The sequence below is a fragment of the Sphingomonas sp. PSPC2-2 genome (genome assembly GCF_049897725.1).
In the GTDB taxonomy this organism is placed as follows: Bacteria; Pseudomonadota; Alphaproteobacteria; order Sphingomonadales; family Sphingomonadaceae; genus Sphingomonas.
This window is the reverse complement of the sequence record NZ_JAFCWU010000002.1, coordinates 1-15,077: the sequence shown is the minus strand read 5'-3', so window position 1 is coordinate 15,077 and position 15,077 is coordinate 1. Positions and strand designations below refer to the sequence as shown.

Annotated in this window: 16 protein-coding genes; 10 read left to right on the top strand and 6 right to left on the bottom strand. The window is 64.6% G+C overall.

The window, feature by feature from the left end:
* Nucleotides 1–43: 43 nt before the first annotated feature.
* The 4 genes from ACP7BY_RS04325 to ACP7BY_RS04310 form a co-directional block, all read right to left on the bottom strand.
* The gene (locus ACP7BY_RS04325; RefSeq protein WP_033965481.1) at nt 44–499 is read right to left on the bottom strand and encodes a hypothetical protein; all 456 of its coding nucleotides are present in this window, start codon (nt 497–499) and stop codon (nt 44–46) included.
* A gap of 100 nt (nt 500–599) precedes the next feature.
* A complete protein-coding gene (locus ACP7BY_RS04320) occupies nt 600–1,760 on the bottom strand; it encodes an MBL fold metallo-hydrolase (RefSeq protein WP_033965480.1) in 1,161 nt (386 codons plus the stop codon).
* Between the two features lie 46 nt (nt 1,761–1,806).
* Entirely contained in the window at nt 1,807–2,724 is a 918-nt protein-coding gene (locus ACP7BY_RS04315) for an EamA family transporter (RefSeq protein WP_033965479.1), read from the bottom strand.
* A gap of 13 nt (nt 2,725–2,737) precedes the next feature.
* Nucleotides 2,738–4,255 carry a fumarate hydratase gene (locus tag ACP7BY_RS04310; RefSeq protein ID WP_137902492.1) on the bottom strand — a complete coding sequence of 506 codons (1,518 nt, stop codon included), beginning with the start codon at nt 4,253–4,255 and terminating at the stop codon, nt 2,738–2,740.
* 158 nt (nt 4,256–4,413) lie between these two features.
* On the opposite strand from ACP7BY_RS04310, the gene ACP7BY_RS04305 reads away from it, so the two are divergent.
* Nucleotides 4,414–6,534, top strand: coding sequence for a putative bifunctional diguanylate cyclase/phosphodiesterase (locus tag ACP7BY_RS04305; protein WP_033965478.1), 2,121 nt, complete (start codon nt 4,414–4,416; stop codon nt 6,532–6,534).
* A gap of 38 nt (nt 6,535–6,572) precedes the next feature.
* Here the strand turns inward: ACP7BY_RS04305 and ACP7BY_RS04300 are convergent, their stop codons facing one another.
* On the bottom strand, nt 6,573–7,163 hold the full coding sequence (locus tag ACP7BY_RS04300; protein ID WP_137902491.1) for a hypothetical protein: 591 nt from the start codon (nt 7,161–7,163) through the stop codon (nt 6,573–6,575).
* Between the two features lie 123 nt (nt 7,164–7,286).
* Here ACP7BY_RS04300 and ACP7BY_RS04295 point away from each other — a divergent pair, with 123 nt between their 5' ends.
* The 4 genes from ACP7BY_RS04295 (at nt 7,287) to ACP7BY_RS04280 (ending at nt 12,245) form a co-directional block, all read left to right on the top strand.
* Complete coding sequence (locus ACP7BY_RS04295) at nt 7,287–7,946, top strand: response regulator (protein ID WP_033967387.1); 660 nt, start codon at nt 7,287–7,289, stop codon at nt 7,944–7,946.
* A 37-nt stretch (nt 7,947–7,983) separates the two neighbouring features.
* Nucleotides 7,984–9,360, top strand: a complete 1,377-nt coding sequence (locus ACP7BY_RS04290; protein WP_405053022.1) for a sensor histidine kinase — start codon at nt 7,984–7,986, stop codon at nt 9,358–9,360.
* 402 nt (nt 9,361–9,762) lie between these two features.
* Entirely contained in the window at nt 9,763–11,694 is a 1,932-nt protein-coding gene (locus tag ACP7BY_RS04285) for a ribonucleoside-diphosphate reductase subunit alpha (protein WP_033967150.1), read from the top strand.
* Nucleotides 11,695–11,756: 62 nt separating this feature from the next.
* Nucleotides 11,757–12,245, top strand: coding sequence for an endonuclease domain-containing protein (locus ACP7BY_RS04280; protein ID WP_137902490.1), 489 nt, complete (start codon nt 11,757–11,759; stop codon nt 12,243–12,245).
* A 2-nt stretch (nt 12,246–12,247) separates the two neighbouring features.
* Here ACP7BY_RS04280 and ACP7BY_RS04275 read toward each other — a convergent pair whose 3' ends face one another.
* On the bottom strand, nt 12,248–12,508 hold the full coding sequence (locus tag ACP7BY_RS04275) for a DUF2171 domain-containing protein (protein WP_010407407.1): 261 nt from the start codon (nt 12,506–12,508) through the stop codon (nt 12,248–12,250).
* 71 nt (nt 12,509–12,579) lie between these two features.
* Here ACP7BY_RS04275 and ACP7BY_RS04270 point away from each other — a divergent pair, with 71 nt between their 5' ends.
* The 5 genes from ACP7BY_RS04270 to ACP7BY_RS04250 all read left to right on the top strand — a co-directional run bounded on the left by ACP7BY_RS04270 (nt 12,580) and on the right by ACP7BY_RS04250 (nt 14,692).
* Entirely contained in the window at nt 12,580–12,891 is a 312-nt protein-coding gene (locus ACP7BY_RS04270) for a hypothetical protein (protein WP_033965526.1), read from the top strand.
* Complete coding sequence (locus tag ACP7BY_RS04265; RefSeq protein WP_033965527.1) at nt 12,888–13,088, top strand: hypothetical protein; 201 nt, start codon at nt 12,888–12,890, stop codon at nt 13,086–13,088. The genes ACP7BY_RS04270 and ACP7BY_RS04265 overlap by 4 nt, the downstream gene beginning before the upstream one ends.
* A gap of 64 nt (nt 13,089–13,152) precedes the next feature.
* Nucleotides 13,153–14,217: a ribonucleotide-diphosphate reductase subunit beta gene (locus ACP7BY_RS04260; RefSeq protein ID WP_033965528.1), complete on the top strand. Its 1,065-nt coding sequence runs from the start codon at nt 13,153–13,155 to the stop codon at nt 14,215–14,217.
* A gap of 3 nt (nt 14,218–14,220) precedes the next feature.
* The gene (locus tag ACP7BY_RS04255; RefSeq protein ID WP_033965529.1) at nt 14,221–14,505 is read left to right on the top strand and encodes a BrnT family toxin; all 285 of its coding nucleotides are present in this window, start codon (nt 14,221–14,223) and stop codon (nt 14,503–14,505) included.
* Nucleotides 14,465–14,692 (top strand): hypothetical protein, encoded by a 228-nt coding sequence (locus ACP7BY_RS04250; protein WP_137902489.1) that lies wholly within the window; start codon nt 14,465–14,467, stop codon nt 14,690–14,692. The genes ACP7BY_RS04255 and ACP7BY_RS04250 overlap by 41 nt, the downstream gene beginning before the upstream one ends.
* Nucleotides 14,693–15,077 lie beyond the last annotated feature (385 nt).

Here is a 15,077-nt window from a genome sequence, read left to right as displayed (position 1 = left end):
ACAGAACTTTACAGCAATTTTGAGAACAAAAAGAAAAGTATAGTTACGCCACCCGCCTATACGCCACGCGCCACATCGTCCAGCCGATCAACGCGGCGACCAGGGCCAGGATCAGGCTCGTCGCGACCGCGCTGATCCAGCGGAACAGCAGCGTCTCGCTGTCGGTGACCGGCATTGCGAACACGCCAAAGCCATAGGTCTGCCCGCCGAGGAACAGCGCGAACCCGGCCAGCGCGCCGACCAGAATCGCCATCCACGGTCCGCGTTGGCCAAAGGCGTGGCATAGCAGCCAGACCGGGCCACCAATCGCCACCGCCGCCATCGCCGTAATCACCGCACCGACCAAGAATCCGGCCAACAGCTCAAGCGGTGCAGCACCGCTGCCGATCAACACCAGCACGGTCGCGAACACGCCGCCGACCAGGCCACCGGCGGTAAGCGCCAGCCCCGCCCGGTCCAGCGTCGCCTCGTAACGGTACAAACTCCCCTTCGACGCCACGTCCCGATTCTCCCCGGGGCGGGGTCTTAGCATCGCGCGGCAGACCTCCCAAGTCCGCCATTCGAGCGGCGTGCAGGGGCGGAACGCCGCGTCCTTGGTCTCATGGCAGCGCCAGGGCAGCCTTCGGCAACGCGCGTTCGATTGGCCCGCGCTCGATCGGCACGACCGGCAGCGCGGGGTGGAAGGGAGCGATTTCCGTAGGGTGGCCAAGCGCAACCGTGCCGAAACCGTGCAGCCCCGTAACCTGCGTCACCGCCGCCAACAGGCGCGGCGGCGTGTCATAGCCTTCGTAGGACAAACGGAACGTGCCCCAATGGATCCCGATCCCGCTCGATGCGCCCAGCCGACGATACGCCTCGGCGGCGTCGATCGGCCCGATATGGCTGCCCGCGACCATTTGCCCCGGCGCGAAGCGGAAGGCGCCGATCGGCAGCAGCGCAAGCCGAACCGGGCCGTACGCCGCCGCCTGATTGGCCCAATTGAGGTCCCCCGGACCGGTGTCACCCGCAAAGAACAGATTGCCGCCGGGCAAGCGCACGACGAAGCTCGACCACAAAGCGCGGTTGCGATCGGAGAACCAGCGGCTGCCCCAATGGTGATTGCGCGTGACCACCACCTCGACGCCTGGCTTCACGGCGATCTTCCCGCCCCAGTCTAGCGCCTTGGAGGGCACGCCCACCTGGCCGATGACGCTGTCATTGCCGAGGCTGGTGACGATCAGCGGGCGGTCACGCTCCCACAGCCGTTTCAGCGTGGTCAGGTCCATATGATCGTAGTGATCGTGGCTGACGAGCACGAGGTCGATCCTGGGGAGTTTATCGAACGCGATCCCCGGCTCCGCGACGCGCGCGGGGCCGACGCCGAGCGGCCCGGCGGTGCGGCTCCACACCGGATCGGTCAGGATGTTAAGCCCCTGCGTCTGCACCAGCACCGTCGCATGGCCGACCCAGGTGGCGACCATCCGCGCACCCTCGACCCGCGCGGGCGGTGCAACCGGGTGGACGGCGACATGATCGGGCCATTCCGGCCGTCCGTCGCTATTGGTGAGATAGCGCCACAGGAAATTCCCGCGGCCACCGTTGGGCGGGGCGATGTCGTCCTCGGCCCCATCGGGATTGAAGAAGCGCTCGCCATTATAGTGCGCGGTCGGGAGACCCGCATAATAGCGCGCATCCAGAAAGCGCGGGATGATCGTGACCGCAAGGCACAGCACGATGACGATCCACAGGATCGCCTTACCCAGGAGACGGAAAAATCGCATCAGCGTTCCTTGTGGGATGACCCTGCGCGGCGCAAGCCTGCGCGCCTCACAGGCTGCCGACCAGCGCGAAGACGACGCCGATCGCCACCAATATGAGCCCTAAGATTTCGCTCCGGCTGGTCTTCTCGCCGAGATAAAAATGGGCAAACGCCATGGTGAAGGCAACTTCGATCTGGCCGACGATCCGCACCAGTGCCACCGGTGCCGACGCAAAGCCGGTGAACCAGCACGCCGACGCGACCGAAGACATCAACCCGACCTGCCCTGCCACGCGCCATTCCGAAAAGACGCGCGCGACCTGATCCCGTTCCCGCAGCAGGAGATACGCCCCCTGTGCCACCGTCTGCGCCGCAACGGTCGTGGCGAGCACGATCAGCGCGGCCCGGATATGGTCTGGCGTGGCCACCGCCTGCGTTGCCGCGCGAATACCGATCGTGGTCAATGCGAACATGAAGCCGGAGGCGATGCCATAGCGCGCCGCCGGTTGCCCGAGCGCACGGAGAAACGCTCCCGCTGCCATCCGCTTGCCGCCAGTTGAAAGGACCATCACCCCGGCGACGCCGAAGCCGATGCCGACCCAGGTCGGCAGGCTCAGATGATCGCCGAGCAGAAACACCGACAGCAGCGCGCTCTGCACCGCCTCGGTCTTGGAATAGGCCGTGCCGACGACGAAATTGCGCTCGCCAAACGCCATCAGCAACAAATTGGTGGCGATGATCTGCGCCAGTCCCCCGCCGAGGCAGAAGGGCACGAACCACACGCCCAACGCCGGAAACGGCGTGCGCGCAAACACCGCTTCATAGGCTATCACCAACAAAACCGCGACCGGCAGGCCGTAGAGATAGCGCACCAAGCCGGCGGCGTTGATCGAGAGCGTGCGCGACACACGCCGTTGCACCGCCGTTCGCCACGCCTGCAGCGCCCCGCCGATCAGCGCGGCGGGGAGCCAGATCGGAGCGATCAAACCCGATCGCCAATCACACCAGCAACCCCTCGCGCGCGATCTTTTCTTTCCACACCAAGGGCGCGAGTTGGTGGACGTTGGCGCCGGTCGAATCGACCGCCACCGTCACCGGGAAATCGACCACGTCGAATTCGTAGATCGCTTCCATGCCGAGATCGGCAAAGCCGACGACCTTCGAGCCCTTGATCGCGCGCGCGACGAGATAGGCTGCCCCGCCGACCGCCATCAGATAGGCGCTCTTGCCCTCGGCGATCGCCTTGGTCGCATCGGGGCCACGCTCGGCCTTGCCGACCATCGCCAGCAGGCCCTGGCCCAGCATCATGCGCGTGAACTTGTCCATCCGCGTCGCGGTGGTCGGGCCAGCCGGGCCGACCACTTCCTCGCCGACCGGATCAACCGGGCCGACATAATAGATCACGCGGCCCTTGAATTCGACCGGCAGCGGCTCGCCCGCGTCGAGCATGTCCTTGATGCGCTTGTGCGCGGCATCGCGGCCAGTGAGCATCTTTCCGTTGAGCAACAGCCGGTCGCCCTGCTTCCAGCCCTGCACCACCTCGGGCGTCAGCGTGTCGAGATCGACGCGGATCGCAGCGCTGTCGGGCTTCCAGTCCACCTTCGGCCATTCGTCGAGCTTGGGCGCTTCGAGGAAGGCCGGGCCCGAACCATCGAGCACGAAATGCGCGTGGCGCGTCGCGGCGCAATTGGGGATCATCGCGACAGGCTTGCCCGCAGCATGGCACGGCGCGTCGAGGATCTTGACGTCGAGGATGGTCGACAAGCCGCCCAGCCCCTGCGCACCGATGCCGAGCGCGTTGACCTTGTCGAAAATCTCGATGCGCAAGGCCTCGATATCGGTCTTGGCCCCACGCGCCTTCAGCGGGCCCATATCGATCGGCTCCATCAGCGCTTGCTTGGCGAGCAGTACGCAATGTTCGGCCGTGCCGCCAATGCCGATGCCCAGCATCCCCGGCGGGCACCAGCCAGCCCCCATTTGCGGCAGCATCTCGATCACCCAGTCGACGATCGAGTCGGACGGGTTCATCATCTTGAACTTCGACTTGTTCTCGCTGCCGCCGCCCTTGGCCGCGACATCGACCGAGACGCGGCTACCCGGCACCATCTCGACGTGCAGCACGCACGGCGTATTGTCCTTGGTGTTGCGGCGGGTGAAAGCGGGGTCGGTCAGCACCGAGGCGCGCAATTTGTTGTCGGGGTTCAGATACGCCAGCCGCACGCCTTCATCGACGATCTCCTGCAGCGATCGGCTGGTGTCGTCAAACCGGCAATCCATACCCCATTTGATGAAGACGTTGACGATGCCGGTATCCTGGCAGATCGGGCGGTGCCCCTCGGCGCACATCCGGCTGTTGGTCAGGATCTGCGCGATCGCATCCTTGGCGGCGGGGCCCTGCTCGGCCTCATACGCTTCGCCGAGCGCACGGATATAATCCATCGGGTGATAGAAAGAGATGAACTGCAGCGCGTCGGCCACGCTCTCGATCAGATCGGCTTCGCGGATGATGGTGGTCATGATGAACTCCTGTCTTGCGCCGCGCCTTAAGCCGATGTTGCGGCCACGCCAAGCGCGGGGGGTGACCGCGTCCGTCGCCCCGCCGCCGCATACTCATTTTGGGTGAGGTCGCCGCGATACAAGGAATTCAGAAAGGATGCCCCCTTACCCGGGGGCGTATGAACTTCGGAACCCTTCTTATATTGATCGCATCGGGCACCTTCATGGTCATCGGCGTAACCGCAGCGGCCTGGGCGCGCGCGCAATCGTCGCGCCGGATTCGCGATGCCGACCTTTCCGAACCACGAAGTCAGCGGGCGCAATTGCTGATCCATGAATTCGAAGCGCATACCAATGGCTGGTTCTGGCAAACCGACGCCGACGGTCACGTGCTGTATCTTTCCGACAAGGTGGCGCGCGGCCTCGATCGCCCCGATGCCCCCGCCCTTGGACAATTGCTGAACAAGCTGTTCCGCATGGATAGCGCTTCGCCCGAAACCGAGCGAACGCTCGCCTTTCATCTCGCCTCGCGCACCGCCTTTTCCAACTATTCGGTCCGGCCGGCGAACGACACGACGCTAGACCGCTGGTGGTCGATTTCGGGGCGCCCGATATCCGATGCGGACGGGCGTTTTCTGGGTTTTGTCGGCAGCGGCAGCGATTTGACCGAGCGCCGCCGCGTCGATGCGGAAATCACCCGCCTGGCGCTGTTCGACAGCCTGACCGGGCTTGCCAACCGTCAGCGTTTGCGGCTCTCGCTCGAACAGACCCTCCATCAGCCAGGCTCCGTGCCGCGCAAGACCGCGCTCTTCCTGCTCGATCTGGACCGATTCAAAAGCGTCAACGATACGCTGGGCCACCAGACCGGGGACGCGCTGCTCAAGAAAGTCGCCTTGCGACTGCAACGCACGATCGGGGAGGTCGGGCTGGTCGGACGACTCGGCGGCGACGAATTCAAGGTCATCATCCCCTTCGCGCCCGACCGCGAGGCGCTGGCCGAACTCGCGCGGCGGGTGATCAGCGAACTTTCGCAACCCTATAGCATCAATGGTTCGGCGATCAGCATCGGCTGCTCGATCGGCGTGGCGATCGCGCCGACCGACGGCACCGATGCCGAGACACTTGTCCGCAACGCCGATCTCGCGCTCTATGCCGCCAAGGGCGACGGCCGCGGCGTGCACCGCTTCTTCCGCAGCGAGTTGCTGATCGGCGCGCAAAGCCGCAAACAGCTTGAGGACGATTTGCGCGGGGCGCTCGCCGCCGACCAGTTTTTCGTCGCATACCAGCCGGTGGTCAGCACCCGCACCCAACGCATTGTCGGTTTTGAGGCACTGTTGCGCTGGCAACACCCGACGCGCGGGCTGGTCAGCCCGAGCGAATTCATCCCGGTCGCGGAAGAGTGCGGGTTGATCGAAACGATCGGGGAATGGGTGTTGCGCACTGCGTGCATGGAAGCAGCGGAATGGCCGCATGACATCCGCGTCGCGGTCAATGTGTCGCCGATCCAGTTTGCCAACCCCGCTTTGTCCACCATCGTCACCTCGGCGCTCGCGACATCGGGGATCAAGCCCGACCGGCTCGAGCTCGAGATCACCGAAGGCGTGTTCGTCGATGAAAGCCCCGCCACCGAACAGATGTTCAAGGCGCTGAAGGGATGCGGCGTGCGGCTGGCGCTGGACGATTTCGGCACCGGCTATTCGTCGCTCGGCTATTTGCGCAAGGCCCCGTTCGACAAGATCAAGATCGACCAGAGCTTCGTGCGCGGGGCGGCAATCGCGGGCAATCGCAACGCCGCGATCATCAAGGCGATCGTCACGCTGGCCGATACGCTCGGCATGGAAACCACTGCCGAGGGGGTGGAAACGCATGACGAAATCGCGCTGATTGTCGAACTCGGCTGCAGCCACATCCAGGGGTATGTCTATGGCAAACCTACCTGCGCGGCGGAGGTGCGGGAGCGTCTGGCCCTGGCAGGCGATATGGCCACCGCCTGCGGCTTCCGCAGCAGCCGCTCACCCCGGACCTCGCTGCTGCGCAAGGCGCGCATCCGAGCGGGCGACGTCTACGGCGACGTGCGCATCCGCAACATTTCCAGCGGCGGCGCGATGATCGACGGGATCGATGTCGAGGACGACGCGGGCGCGCTCGACGTCATGATCGAGTTGCTGGAAGGCCAGATGCTCCCGGCGCGCTTGCGCTGGGCGGCGGACGGCAAGGCCGGTCTCGAATTTCTCGAAGCCTTCGACCTTGACCGGCTCGCCGCTGCGACACCCGCCATTCCGGCGCGCAAGGCGGGTTGATCGCCTGCCCTGGCGCGGCCGGAACGGCGCAGTTCGGTTCAGCCCACGCTGTTGCCGGTGGCGGCCGGAGCCGCTGCGGGCGGCGGCGGGGGCGGCGCATCATCGCGGCCCGGCTCGCGACCCTCGGGACCACGCGGACCGTGCCGGAAGCCCTCGGGCCCGCCAGGCCCGCCGCGCGGCGGGCCCATCGGCCGCAATGCCGTCACCTTGCCATCGGCACCGACGAGGAACGATGCGCGGATCATGCCGTGGCGATAATGGCCCTGCACCGTCACCGTCTGGCCAGGAGCGAGCAAGCCCGTGCCATCGCCCTCCCGCCCGATCTCGACCAAGGCACGCCCGCTTGCATCGGCAAGCACGGCCATCGGGCCGAAGACTTCGGCAACGGTGCCGCGCACGCTGATCACCCCACCATCGTCGCTCAGGGTCTTGATCGCCACCGGCTTGACCGGCGCGAGTTCGACCGTCGGGCCATTCATGCACGCAACCGTCGCACCACCGCCCAGGCCGACGGCGAGAAAGGCGGCGGCGATCAGCGAGGTGCGCAGCGGCAGTTTGCGGCGTGGGGCCTGCGGCTCCAGCGCGCTGAAATCGGGCTGCGGGGTGGGGCCTTCGATTTGGTCGGTCATTGTGCTTGCTCCTGCTTGGGTTGGTGTTGCGCTTTCTAGCGATGCGTCCCACCACCGCGCTGAACCCGCCGGTTCAGCCTGGGTTTAGCGACCGGGCTTAGCCGCCGGGCAAAGGACACAGACATGCGTATCTTGCTGGTCGAAGACGACACCGCACTGGCCGAGGGCATCGCCAAGGCGTTGCGTACCGAGAATTTCGCGGTCGACATCGCCGCCAATGGCGAAGATGGCGCGCATCTCGGCGACACCGGCAGCTATGACGTGGCGGTGCTCGATCTCGGCTTGCCGATCAAATCGGGCATCACCGTATTGGAGGAATGGCGCGCCGCCGGGCGCGCGCTGCCCGTGCTGATCCTTACCGCGCGCGATGGCTGGTCGGAAAAGGTCGCCGGCTTCCGCGCCGGGGCCGATGACTATCTGACCAAACCGTTCCGCGTCGAGGAACTCGTCATGCGGCTGCGCGCGCTGGTGCGCCGCGCAACCGGCCATGCCGCCGCGCGGATCGTGTGCGGCCCCGTAACCTTCGACGCGCAGACCGGACAGGTCGAGCTGGACGGCCTGCCGCTGCGGCTGACCGCGCTCGAATGGCGTGTGCTGTCGACGTTGATGCTGCGCAAGGGCGTGGTGGTCGACCGGCTCGACTTGCTCGACCATGTCTATGAAGGCGATGCCGACCCCGATTCCAACTCGCTCGAGGTGATCGTCGGTCGCCTGCGCAAGAAGATCGGAGCCGAACTGATCGAAACCGTGCGCGGGCGCGGCTATCGGATGGTGGAGGGATGAGGCTGCCATCAATCCTCTTGCTCCACCCCGGCGACGCATGATGCGAACTCTCCTCCCCCGCTCGCTCTACGGCCGCTTGCTGGTCACCGCGCTGTTTGCCACGCTCGCCGCGCTGGCCTTCGCCGCGCTCAGCATCGGGGCCGTGCTCGATCGCTTCGTGATGCACGGGCTCGACGAGCGGCTCGACGCGCAAATCGCGGTGCTGGCGCAGGCGATACGGCCGGACGGCTCGGTCGACCGCGCTCGCCTGGTACTGGCCGCACCCTATGACGACCCGCACGGCGGCTGGGGCTGGCGGATCGATGCGCAGGGCAAGACCATCGCCTCCCCCGCCCCGCCCGATCTCGACGCGATGCACCCGCCGCCTGGTCCGCGCTTGGATCCGCCCCCTTTTGCCGAGCGGCGCGATGCCCATGCCCGCGCGCTCGACTGGCGCGATCGAGACGGGCCACGCCACGCCCGCAGCCTGACGCTGGCGACACCCGGCGGGCCGGTGCGCATCACCGCCTCGGCCCCGCGCGCGATCGTCGATCGTCCCCTCCGTGCGGCGATGGCACCGTTGCTCGCTTCGCTGCTGCTGCTTGGCGGCGCGCTCACTATCGCCACGCTGGTTCAGCTCCGCATCGGCCTGCGCCCGCTCGCCAGGATGCGCGAGAGCCTTGCCGCGATTCGCAGCGGTGCCGCGACCGCACTGCCCGACACGCAGCCGAGCGAACTTGCCCCGCTTGCCCGCGAGATCAACGCGTTGCTCGCCGAAAATGCCGCCGCGCTGGCCAATGCGCGCGGCCATGTCGCCAACCTCGCACACGGGCTGAAGACACCCCTCGCCACGCTCGCGCTCGCACTGCCGCCGCGTGATCCCGATGGCACGCTGCGTGCGCAAGTCGCCCGCATCGATCACGCGGTCCGCCACAATCTCGGCCGGGCGCGCGCTGCGACGCCTGGCGGAGCGATGCGCGTGGCGACGCCGCTCGCCCCGGTGCTGGCCGATCTGGCCGACGCGCTCGCCCGCATTCATGCCGATCGCCCGGTCACTGCAGCCGTCGCGATCGACCCGACGTTGAACGTCGCGGTCGATCGGCAGGATCTGGACGAACTGCTCGGCAATCTGCTCGACAATGGCTGGCGCTGGGCGGCCAGCCGCATCGCGGTGACCGCCGCTCGCACCGCCGATGGCCGATTCGTGCGGCTGAGCGTGGAGGACGATGGCGCGGGCATCCCGCCCGACGCGCGCGTCGCTGCGCTGGCGGCGGGCCAGCGTCTCGACGAACGCGGCGACGGCCACGGCTTCGGGCTGTCGATCGCGAACGAGTTGGCGACCCTCTATGGGGGGACGCTGACGCTCGAGTCGGCGGCACTTGGTGGCCTCGCAGCGATCGTTACGCTGCCGACATCGCCTTCTTCCGACGCCTAAAAAAATTGTCATGTTCCCGCTTCGGTCTCTTGCCTTTCAGCAAGGGCAGCTTTGACCGCGCGTCGCGTGGTAGGACCGATATGGTCCTGCTGCGAACCGACTCAAAATAGCGACGAACGGAGTCTCTAATTCGTCATTTACCGTATTGCGTGCTCGCGCGATCCGGCACAATCTGTAGGGGTTGAGTTCGGGGGCGAACCCAAGCGCTGGTAGAACACAAGCCGCAACCCCATATTGCGGAGACGGCCCGACCCATGGTGTCTCCATGGGACAGGTCTACTTTTGTTCTCGCAGGTCGCCCGCGACATGGTAGTATTGGGGTTCGCCCGCCGATTCGAACGGATCGGAAACGCGGCTGACCCTGATCGCAGAGTTTTGAACGAGTTGGCAGGGACGCGGCAGATGGATTTTCGGAATACCGGGGAAGCGAGTACGGACATGGCTACAGACGCAATCGAGGCGCTGGCAAGCGCGCCCGTGGAAGACACCAGCGGCGCTCAGCGCAAGCTCTCCGCGCGCGGTGATTCCAAGGAAGTGAAGGCGCAGCTCTATCCGGTCGAGGTCGACCATTCGCGCGATGCCCTGCTGACCGATTTCGGCAAGGAAACGCTGCGCGACCGCTATCTGCTCCCCGGCGAGAATTTCCAGGATCTGTTCGTGCGCGTGGCCTCGGCCTATGCCGATGATGCGGGCCATGCCCAGCGCCTGTACGGTTATATCTCGCGGCTGTGGTTCATGCCGGCCACGCCCGTGCTGTCCAATGGCGGCACCGGGCGCGGCCTGCCGATCTCGTGCTTCCTCAATTCGGTGCCCGACAGCCTGGGCGGCATCGTCGACACCTGGAACGAGAATGTCTGGCTGGCGTCGCGCGGCGGCGGCATCGGCACCTATTGGGGCAATGTCCGCGGCATTGGCGAGCCGGTCGGCCTCAACGGCAAGACCAGCGGCATCATCCCATTCGTGCGCGTGATGGATTCGCTGACGCTCGCCATCAGCCAAGGCTCGCTGCGCCGCGGTTCGGCCGCTTGCTATCTCGACGTGTCGCACCCCGAGATCGAGGAATTCCTCGAAATCCGCAAACCCTCGGGCGATTTCAACCGCAAGGCGCTCAACCTGCACCACGGCGTGCTGATCACCGACGCGTTCATGGAAGCGGTGCGCAGCGGCAGCGAATGGACGCTGACCAGCCCCAAGGATGGCTCGGCGCGCGCCACCGTCGATGCGCGCAGCCTGTTCCAGAAGCTGGTCGAAACGCGGCTTGCCACCGGCGAGCCGTACATCGTCTTCGCCGACCATGTGAACAAGGGCATGCCCAAGCATCACCGCGACCTCGGGCTCAAGGTCTCGACCTCGAACCTGTGCAGCGAGATCACGCTGCCGACCGGCAAGGATCATCTCGGCCACGAACGCACTGCCGTGTGCTGCCTGTCGTCGCTCAACCTGGAAACCTGGGACCAGTGGAAGGACGAGAAGGGCTTTATCGAGGACGTGATGCGTTTCCTCGACAATGTCCTGCAGGACTTCATCGACCGTGCCGAGCCGGGCATGGAGCGTGCGGCCTATTCGGCGATGCGCGAGCGTTCGGTCGGGCTCGGCGTGATGGGCTTCCACTCCTTCCTCCAGGCGCGCGGGCTGCCGTTCGAGGGCGCGATGGCGAAGTCGTGGAACCTGCGCATGTTCAAGCACATCAAGGCGCAGGTCGACGAAGCCTCGATGCATTTGGCGACCGAGCGCGGGCCCTGCCCCGACGCCGCCGACATGGGCGTGATGGAGCGCTTTTCGTGCAAGATGGCGATCGCGCCGACCGCGTCGATCAGCATCATCTGCGGCGGCACCAGCGCGTGCATCGAGCCGATCCCGGCCAATATCTACACCCACAAAACGCTGTCGGGCTCCTTCTCGATCAAGAACCCGTATCTCGAAAAGCTGCTCAACGAGAAATCGAAGAACAGCGACGCGGTGTGGAATTCGATCCTCGAGCAAGGCGGTTCGGTGCAGCATCTCGACTTCCTCGACCAGGAGGAGAAGGACTGTTTCAAGACCAGCTTCGAGATCGACCAGCGCTGGCTGATCGAGCTCCAGGCCGATCGCACGCCGTTCATCGACCAGTCGACCAGCCTCAACCTGTTCATCCCGGCCGATGTCGAGAAGTGGGATCTGCTGATGCTGCACTTCCGCGCGTGGGAATTGGGCATCAAGTCGCTTTACTATCTCCGCTCCAAATCGGTGCAGCGCGCTGGTTTCGCGGGCGGGGTCGAGGCGGACAACACGATCGAAAAGCCGCAATATGAATTTGCGACGACCGATTACGATGAATGCCTGGCGTGCCAGTGAGGTGATACTCCCTCTCCCTGTGGGAGAGGGAGGAGCGGCGCAGCCGCGGAAGGGTGAGGGTGATGCGCCTCTACCACAACCAGCCCTCCGGCACCGTGGCGCGCGCCCGTGACCTCCGCCGCACTGCGACGGAGGCCGAAAAGCGCTTGTTTCGCGCGCTGCGCGAAGCGTTTCCGGCGCTGAAATGGCGGCGGCAAGTCCCGGTCGGCCCGTATTTTGCCGACCTGCTGAGCTTTGGAGCGAAACTGGTGATTGAAGTGGACGGCGGGCAGCATAGCGAAGCGCAAAGCTACGACGCTGCACGTACGCGCCACATCGAAGACGAAGGCTATCGCGTGCTGCGCTTCTGGAACAATGACGTGCTCGCCAACACCGACGGCGTCATCGCGCAAATCTCCCTCTCCCTGCGGGAGAGGGAAGGGGCCCATGCGCAGCATGGGAAGGGTGAGGGTGAGCCCAAGAAAAAGGGCGCGCCGACCGCGGTCGACGCACCCTCACCCTTCCGGCCCTTCGGGCCTCCCTCCCTCTCCCAAAGGGAGAGGGAGAAATGACCTTACTTCTCTTCTTCGAACGTCACGGCGACGTCGGCGTTCGCGCTCAGGCGTACGACACCATTCTCGACATCGGCGACCAGGCCGAGCGAGATGAAGTGGTGGTGCCCTTCATGGGCGCTATGCCCTTCGTTGATCAGCGCGCCCGAATCCTTCTTGGTCAGCTTGATGCGGCCGCCCTGGACGTGGTCGACCGTGCCGACATGGACGCCGTCGGCGCCGATGACTTCGGCATGTTCCTTGATCTGCGATGCGTCGACCATTTGGGTAGCTCCTTCGTTACGGTTGCGTGTTCCAAACGCATGCCTAGCGCTTTGGATGCACGGAGGCTTGTATGATCCGATCATCACGCGCACGCACTTTTTCCATCCTCGCCGCCCCGCTGCTGCTCGCCGCCTGCGCGCATCAGGTGGCGAGTGCCGTGCAGCACACGCCCGATACGCCGGGCTTCCTGCTGGGCGTGTGGCATGGCTTCATCTTCCCGGTCGCCTGGGTGTTGTCGCTGTTTATGCCCGAGGTCGCGATCTACGCCGTGCCCAATCAGGGCGGCTGGTATGATTTCGGCTATTTCATCGGCGTGGTGTTCTTGGGCGTCGGCGCGAACCGCTCGCGCACCGTCTATATCGAGCGGCGGATCCGCCGGTGACCGCGTCGATCGCCATCATGTATGCCGTCTCGGCACTGTTCACTGCGATCGGCCTTGCGCTGCTGCTCGCGCTGCTGCGCCCGGCGAGCGAGAGCAAGGTCTATGCCTACCGCATGATCGGCACGATGGGCCTGGCGCTCGGTGCCGCGCTCGCCATGTCGGCGACCGCGATGTGGCGTTGGAGTCTGGCGGCGTGAACGCATTCCCTTTTCGAATTTCAAAGCTGTAACCCCTCAAAATCGAACGTACCGGAGTACCCCAATGTCCCTCACCGAAGCCCGCAAGCAATATAAGCCGTTCGAATACCCCTGGGCGTTCGATTTCTGGAAGCGCCAGCAGCAAATCCACTGGATGCCCGAGGAAGTGCCGTTGGGCGAGGATTGCCGCGACTGGGCGCAGAAGCTCAGCGACCATGAGCGCAACCTGCTGACGCAGATCTTCCGCTTCTTCACCCAGGCCGATGTCGAGGTGCAGGATTGCTATCACGAGAAATACGGCCGCATCTTCAAGCCGACCGAGATCAAGATGATGCTGGCGGCGTTCAGCAACATGGAGACGGTGCACATCGCCGCCTACAGCCATTTGCTCGACACGATCGGTATGCCCGAGAGCGAATATGGCGCCTTCCTCGAATATAGCGAGATGAAGGACAAGCATGATTACCTGCAGACCTTCGGCGTCGATTCGGACGAGGACATCGCCAAGACGCTCGCCATGTTCGGCGGCTTTACCGAGGGTCTACAGCTCTTCGCCAGCTTCGCCATGCTGATGAACTTCCCGCGCTTCAACAAGATGAAGGGTATGGGGCAAATCGTCACCTGGTCGATCCGCGACGAATCGCTGCATTGCGAGGGCATCATCAAGCTGTTCCACACCTTCACCAAGGAGCGCGACTGCCTGACCAAGTCGGTGCGCAGCGACATTATGGACATGTGCCAGCACACCGTGCGGCTGGAGGACAGCTTCATCGACCTCGCCTTCGAAATGGGCCCGGTCAACGGCATGACGCCCAAGGAAATCAAGAAGTACATCCGCTACATCGCCGATTGGCGGCTGGGGCAATTGGGCATGAAGCCGATCTACATGATCGACGAACACCCCCTCCCCTGGCTCGCGCCGATGCTCAACGGGGTGGAACACGCCAACTTTTTCGAACAGCGCGCCACCGAATATTCCAAGGCCGCGACGCGCGGCAATTGGAACGAAGTGTGGGACGGCTTCGACAAGCGCCAGAAGGCGAAGGTCGGGGTGGGTGCTGCCGTGGCGAATGAGGATGCGGGCGAGGGCGGGGATATGTTCTCGCGCGCTGGGGTTGCGGCGGAATAGTCTATGGCGGCGATCGAGTATGATCCGGTGAAAGACGATGAAAACCGGCGCAAACACGGTCTGCCGCTCGCCCTGGCCGAGCTCCTTTTCCACGGCCCGTTCGTCGAGGAGGTGGATGATCGCTACCCTTACGGTGAAACCCGTATCGTAGCGATCGGTCCGATCGCCGCTGCTGGCGATCGGATCTTCGTCGTAGTATATACGTGGCGTGACAACATCAGGCGGATCATCAACGTCAGGAAAGCCAATGACCGGGAAGTCCGAAAATACCGTTCGGGTATCGCATGAGGAAGCGCTCGCCGCTGCCAAAGCTTGGGCAACGCCGGAGAATTTGGCTCGGCTCGACTCGTTCACCGATTCAGACATCGCTGCTCAGATCTCGGCCAATCCCGACGCAGCCCCTGAACTAAGCGACGAATGGTTCGAGAACGCACGGCTGGTGATACCGCTTAAATCCCGCAAACACGCCGCGTAAGCGAGGAGATGCCGGGTGGCGGGTGATCGGTTCTGCAGGAGGTGCTGGCCCATCACCTGTCGATTATACACCTCTTGGCGAACACCTTCGCAGAAAGTGAGCCTCCGCGATGACGAATGAGATATCCAATGCAGATCGGGCAGCGTTTGCCTTGGCTGCCATAACCGATTTCATCGCCAAGACGGGTGTCGACACAGCGCGCGATGCCATATCAGACCTGATTGTGGACTTGCTGCACCTCGCGAGAGGAAGAGGATTAAACGCTCATACCAACCTGCATTGATCACGACCCACGCGCCCATTTGCGGCGTCCGATTGTCATGATGCGCCATGGCTGATCAACCAGCCTGTTCCAAGCCTCGCAGCAAAGGTCGATGATGTTGTC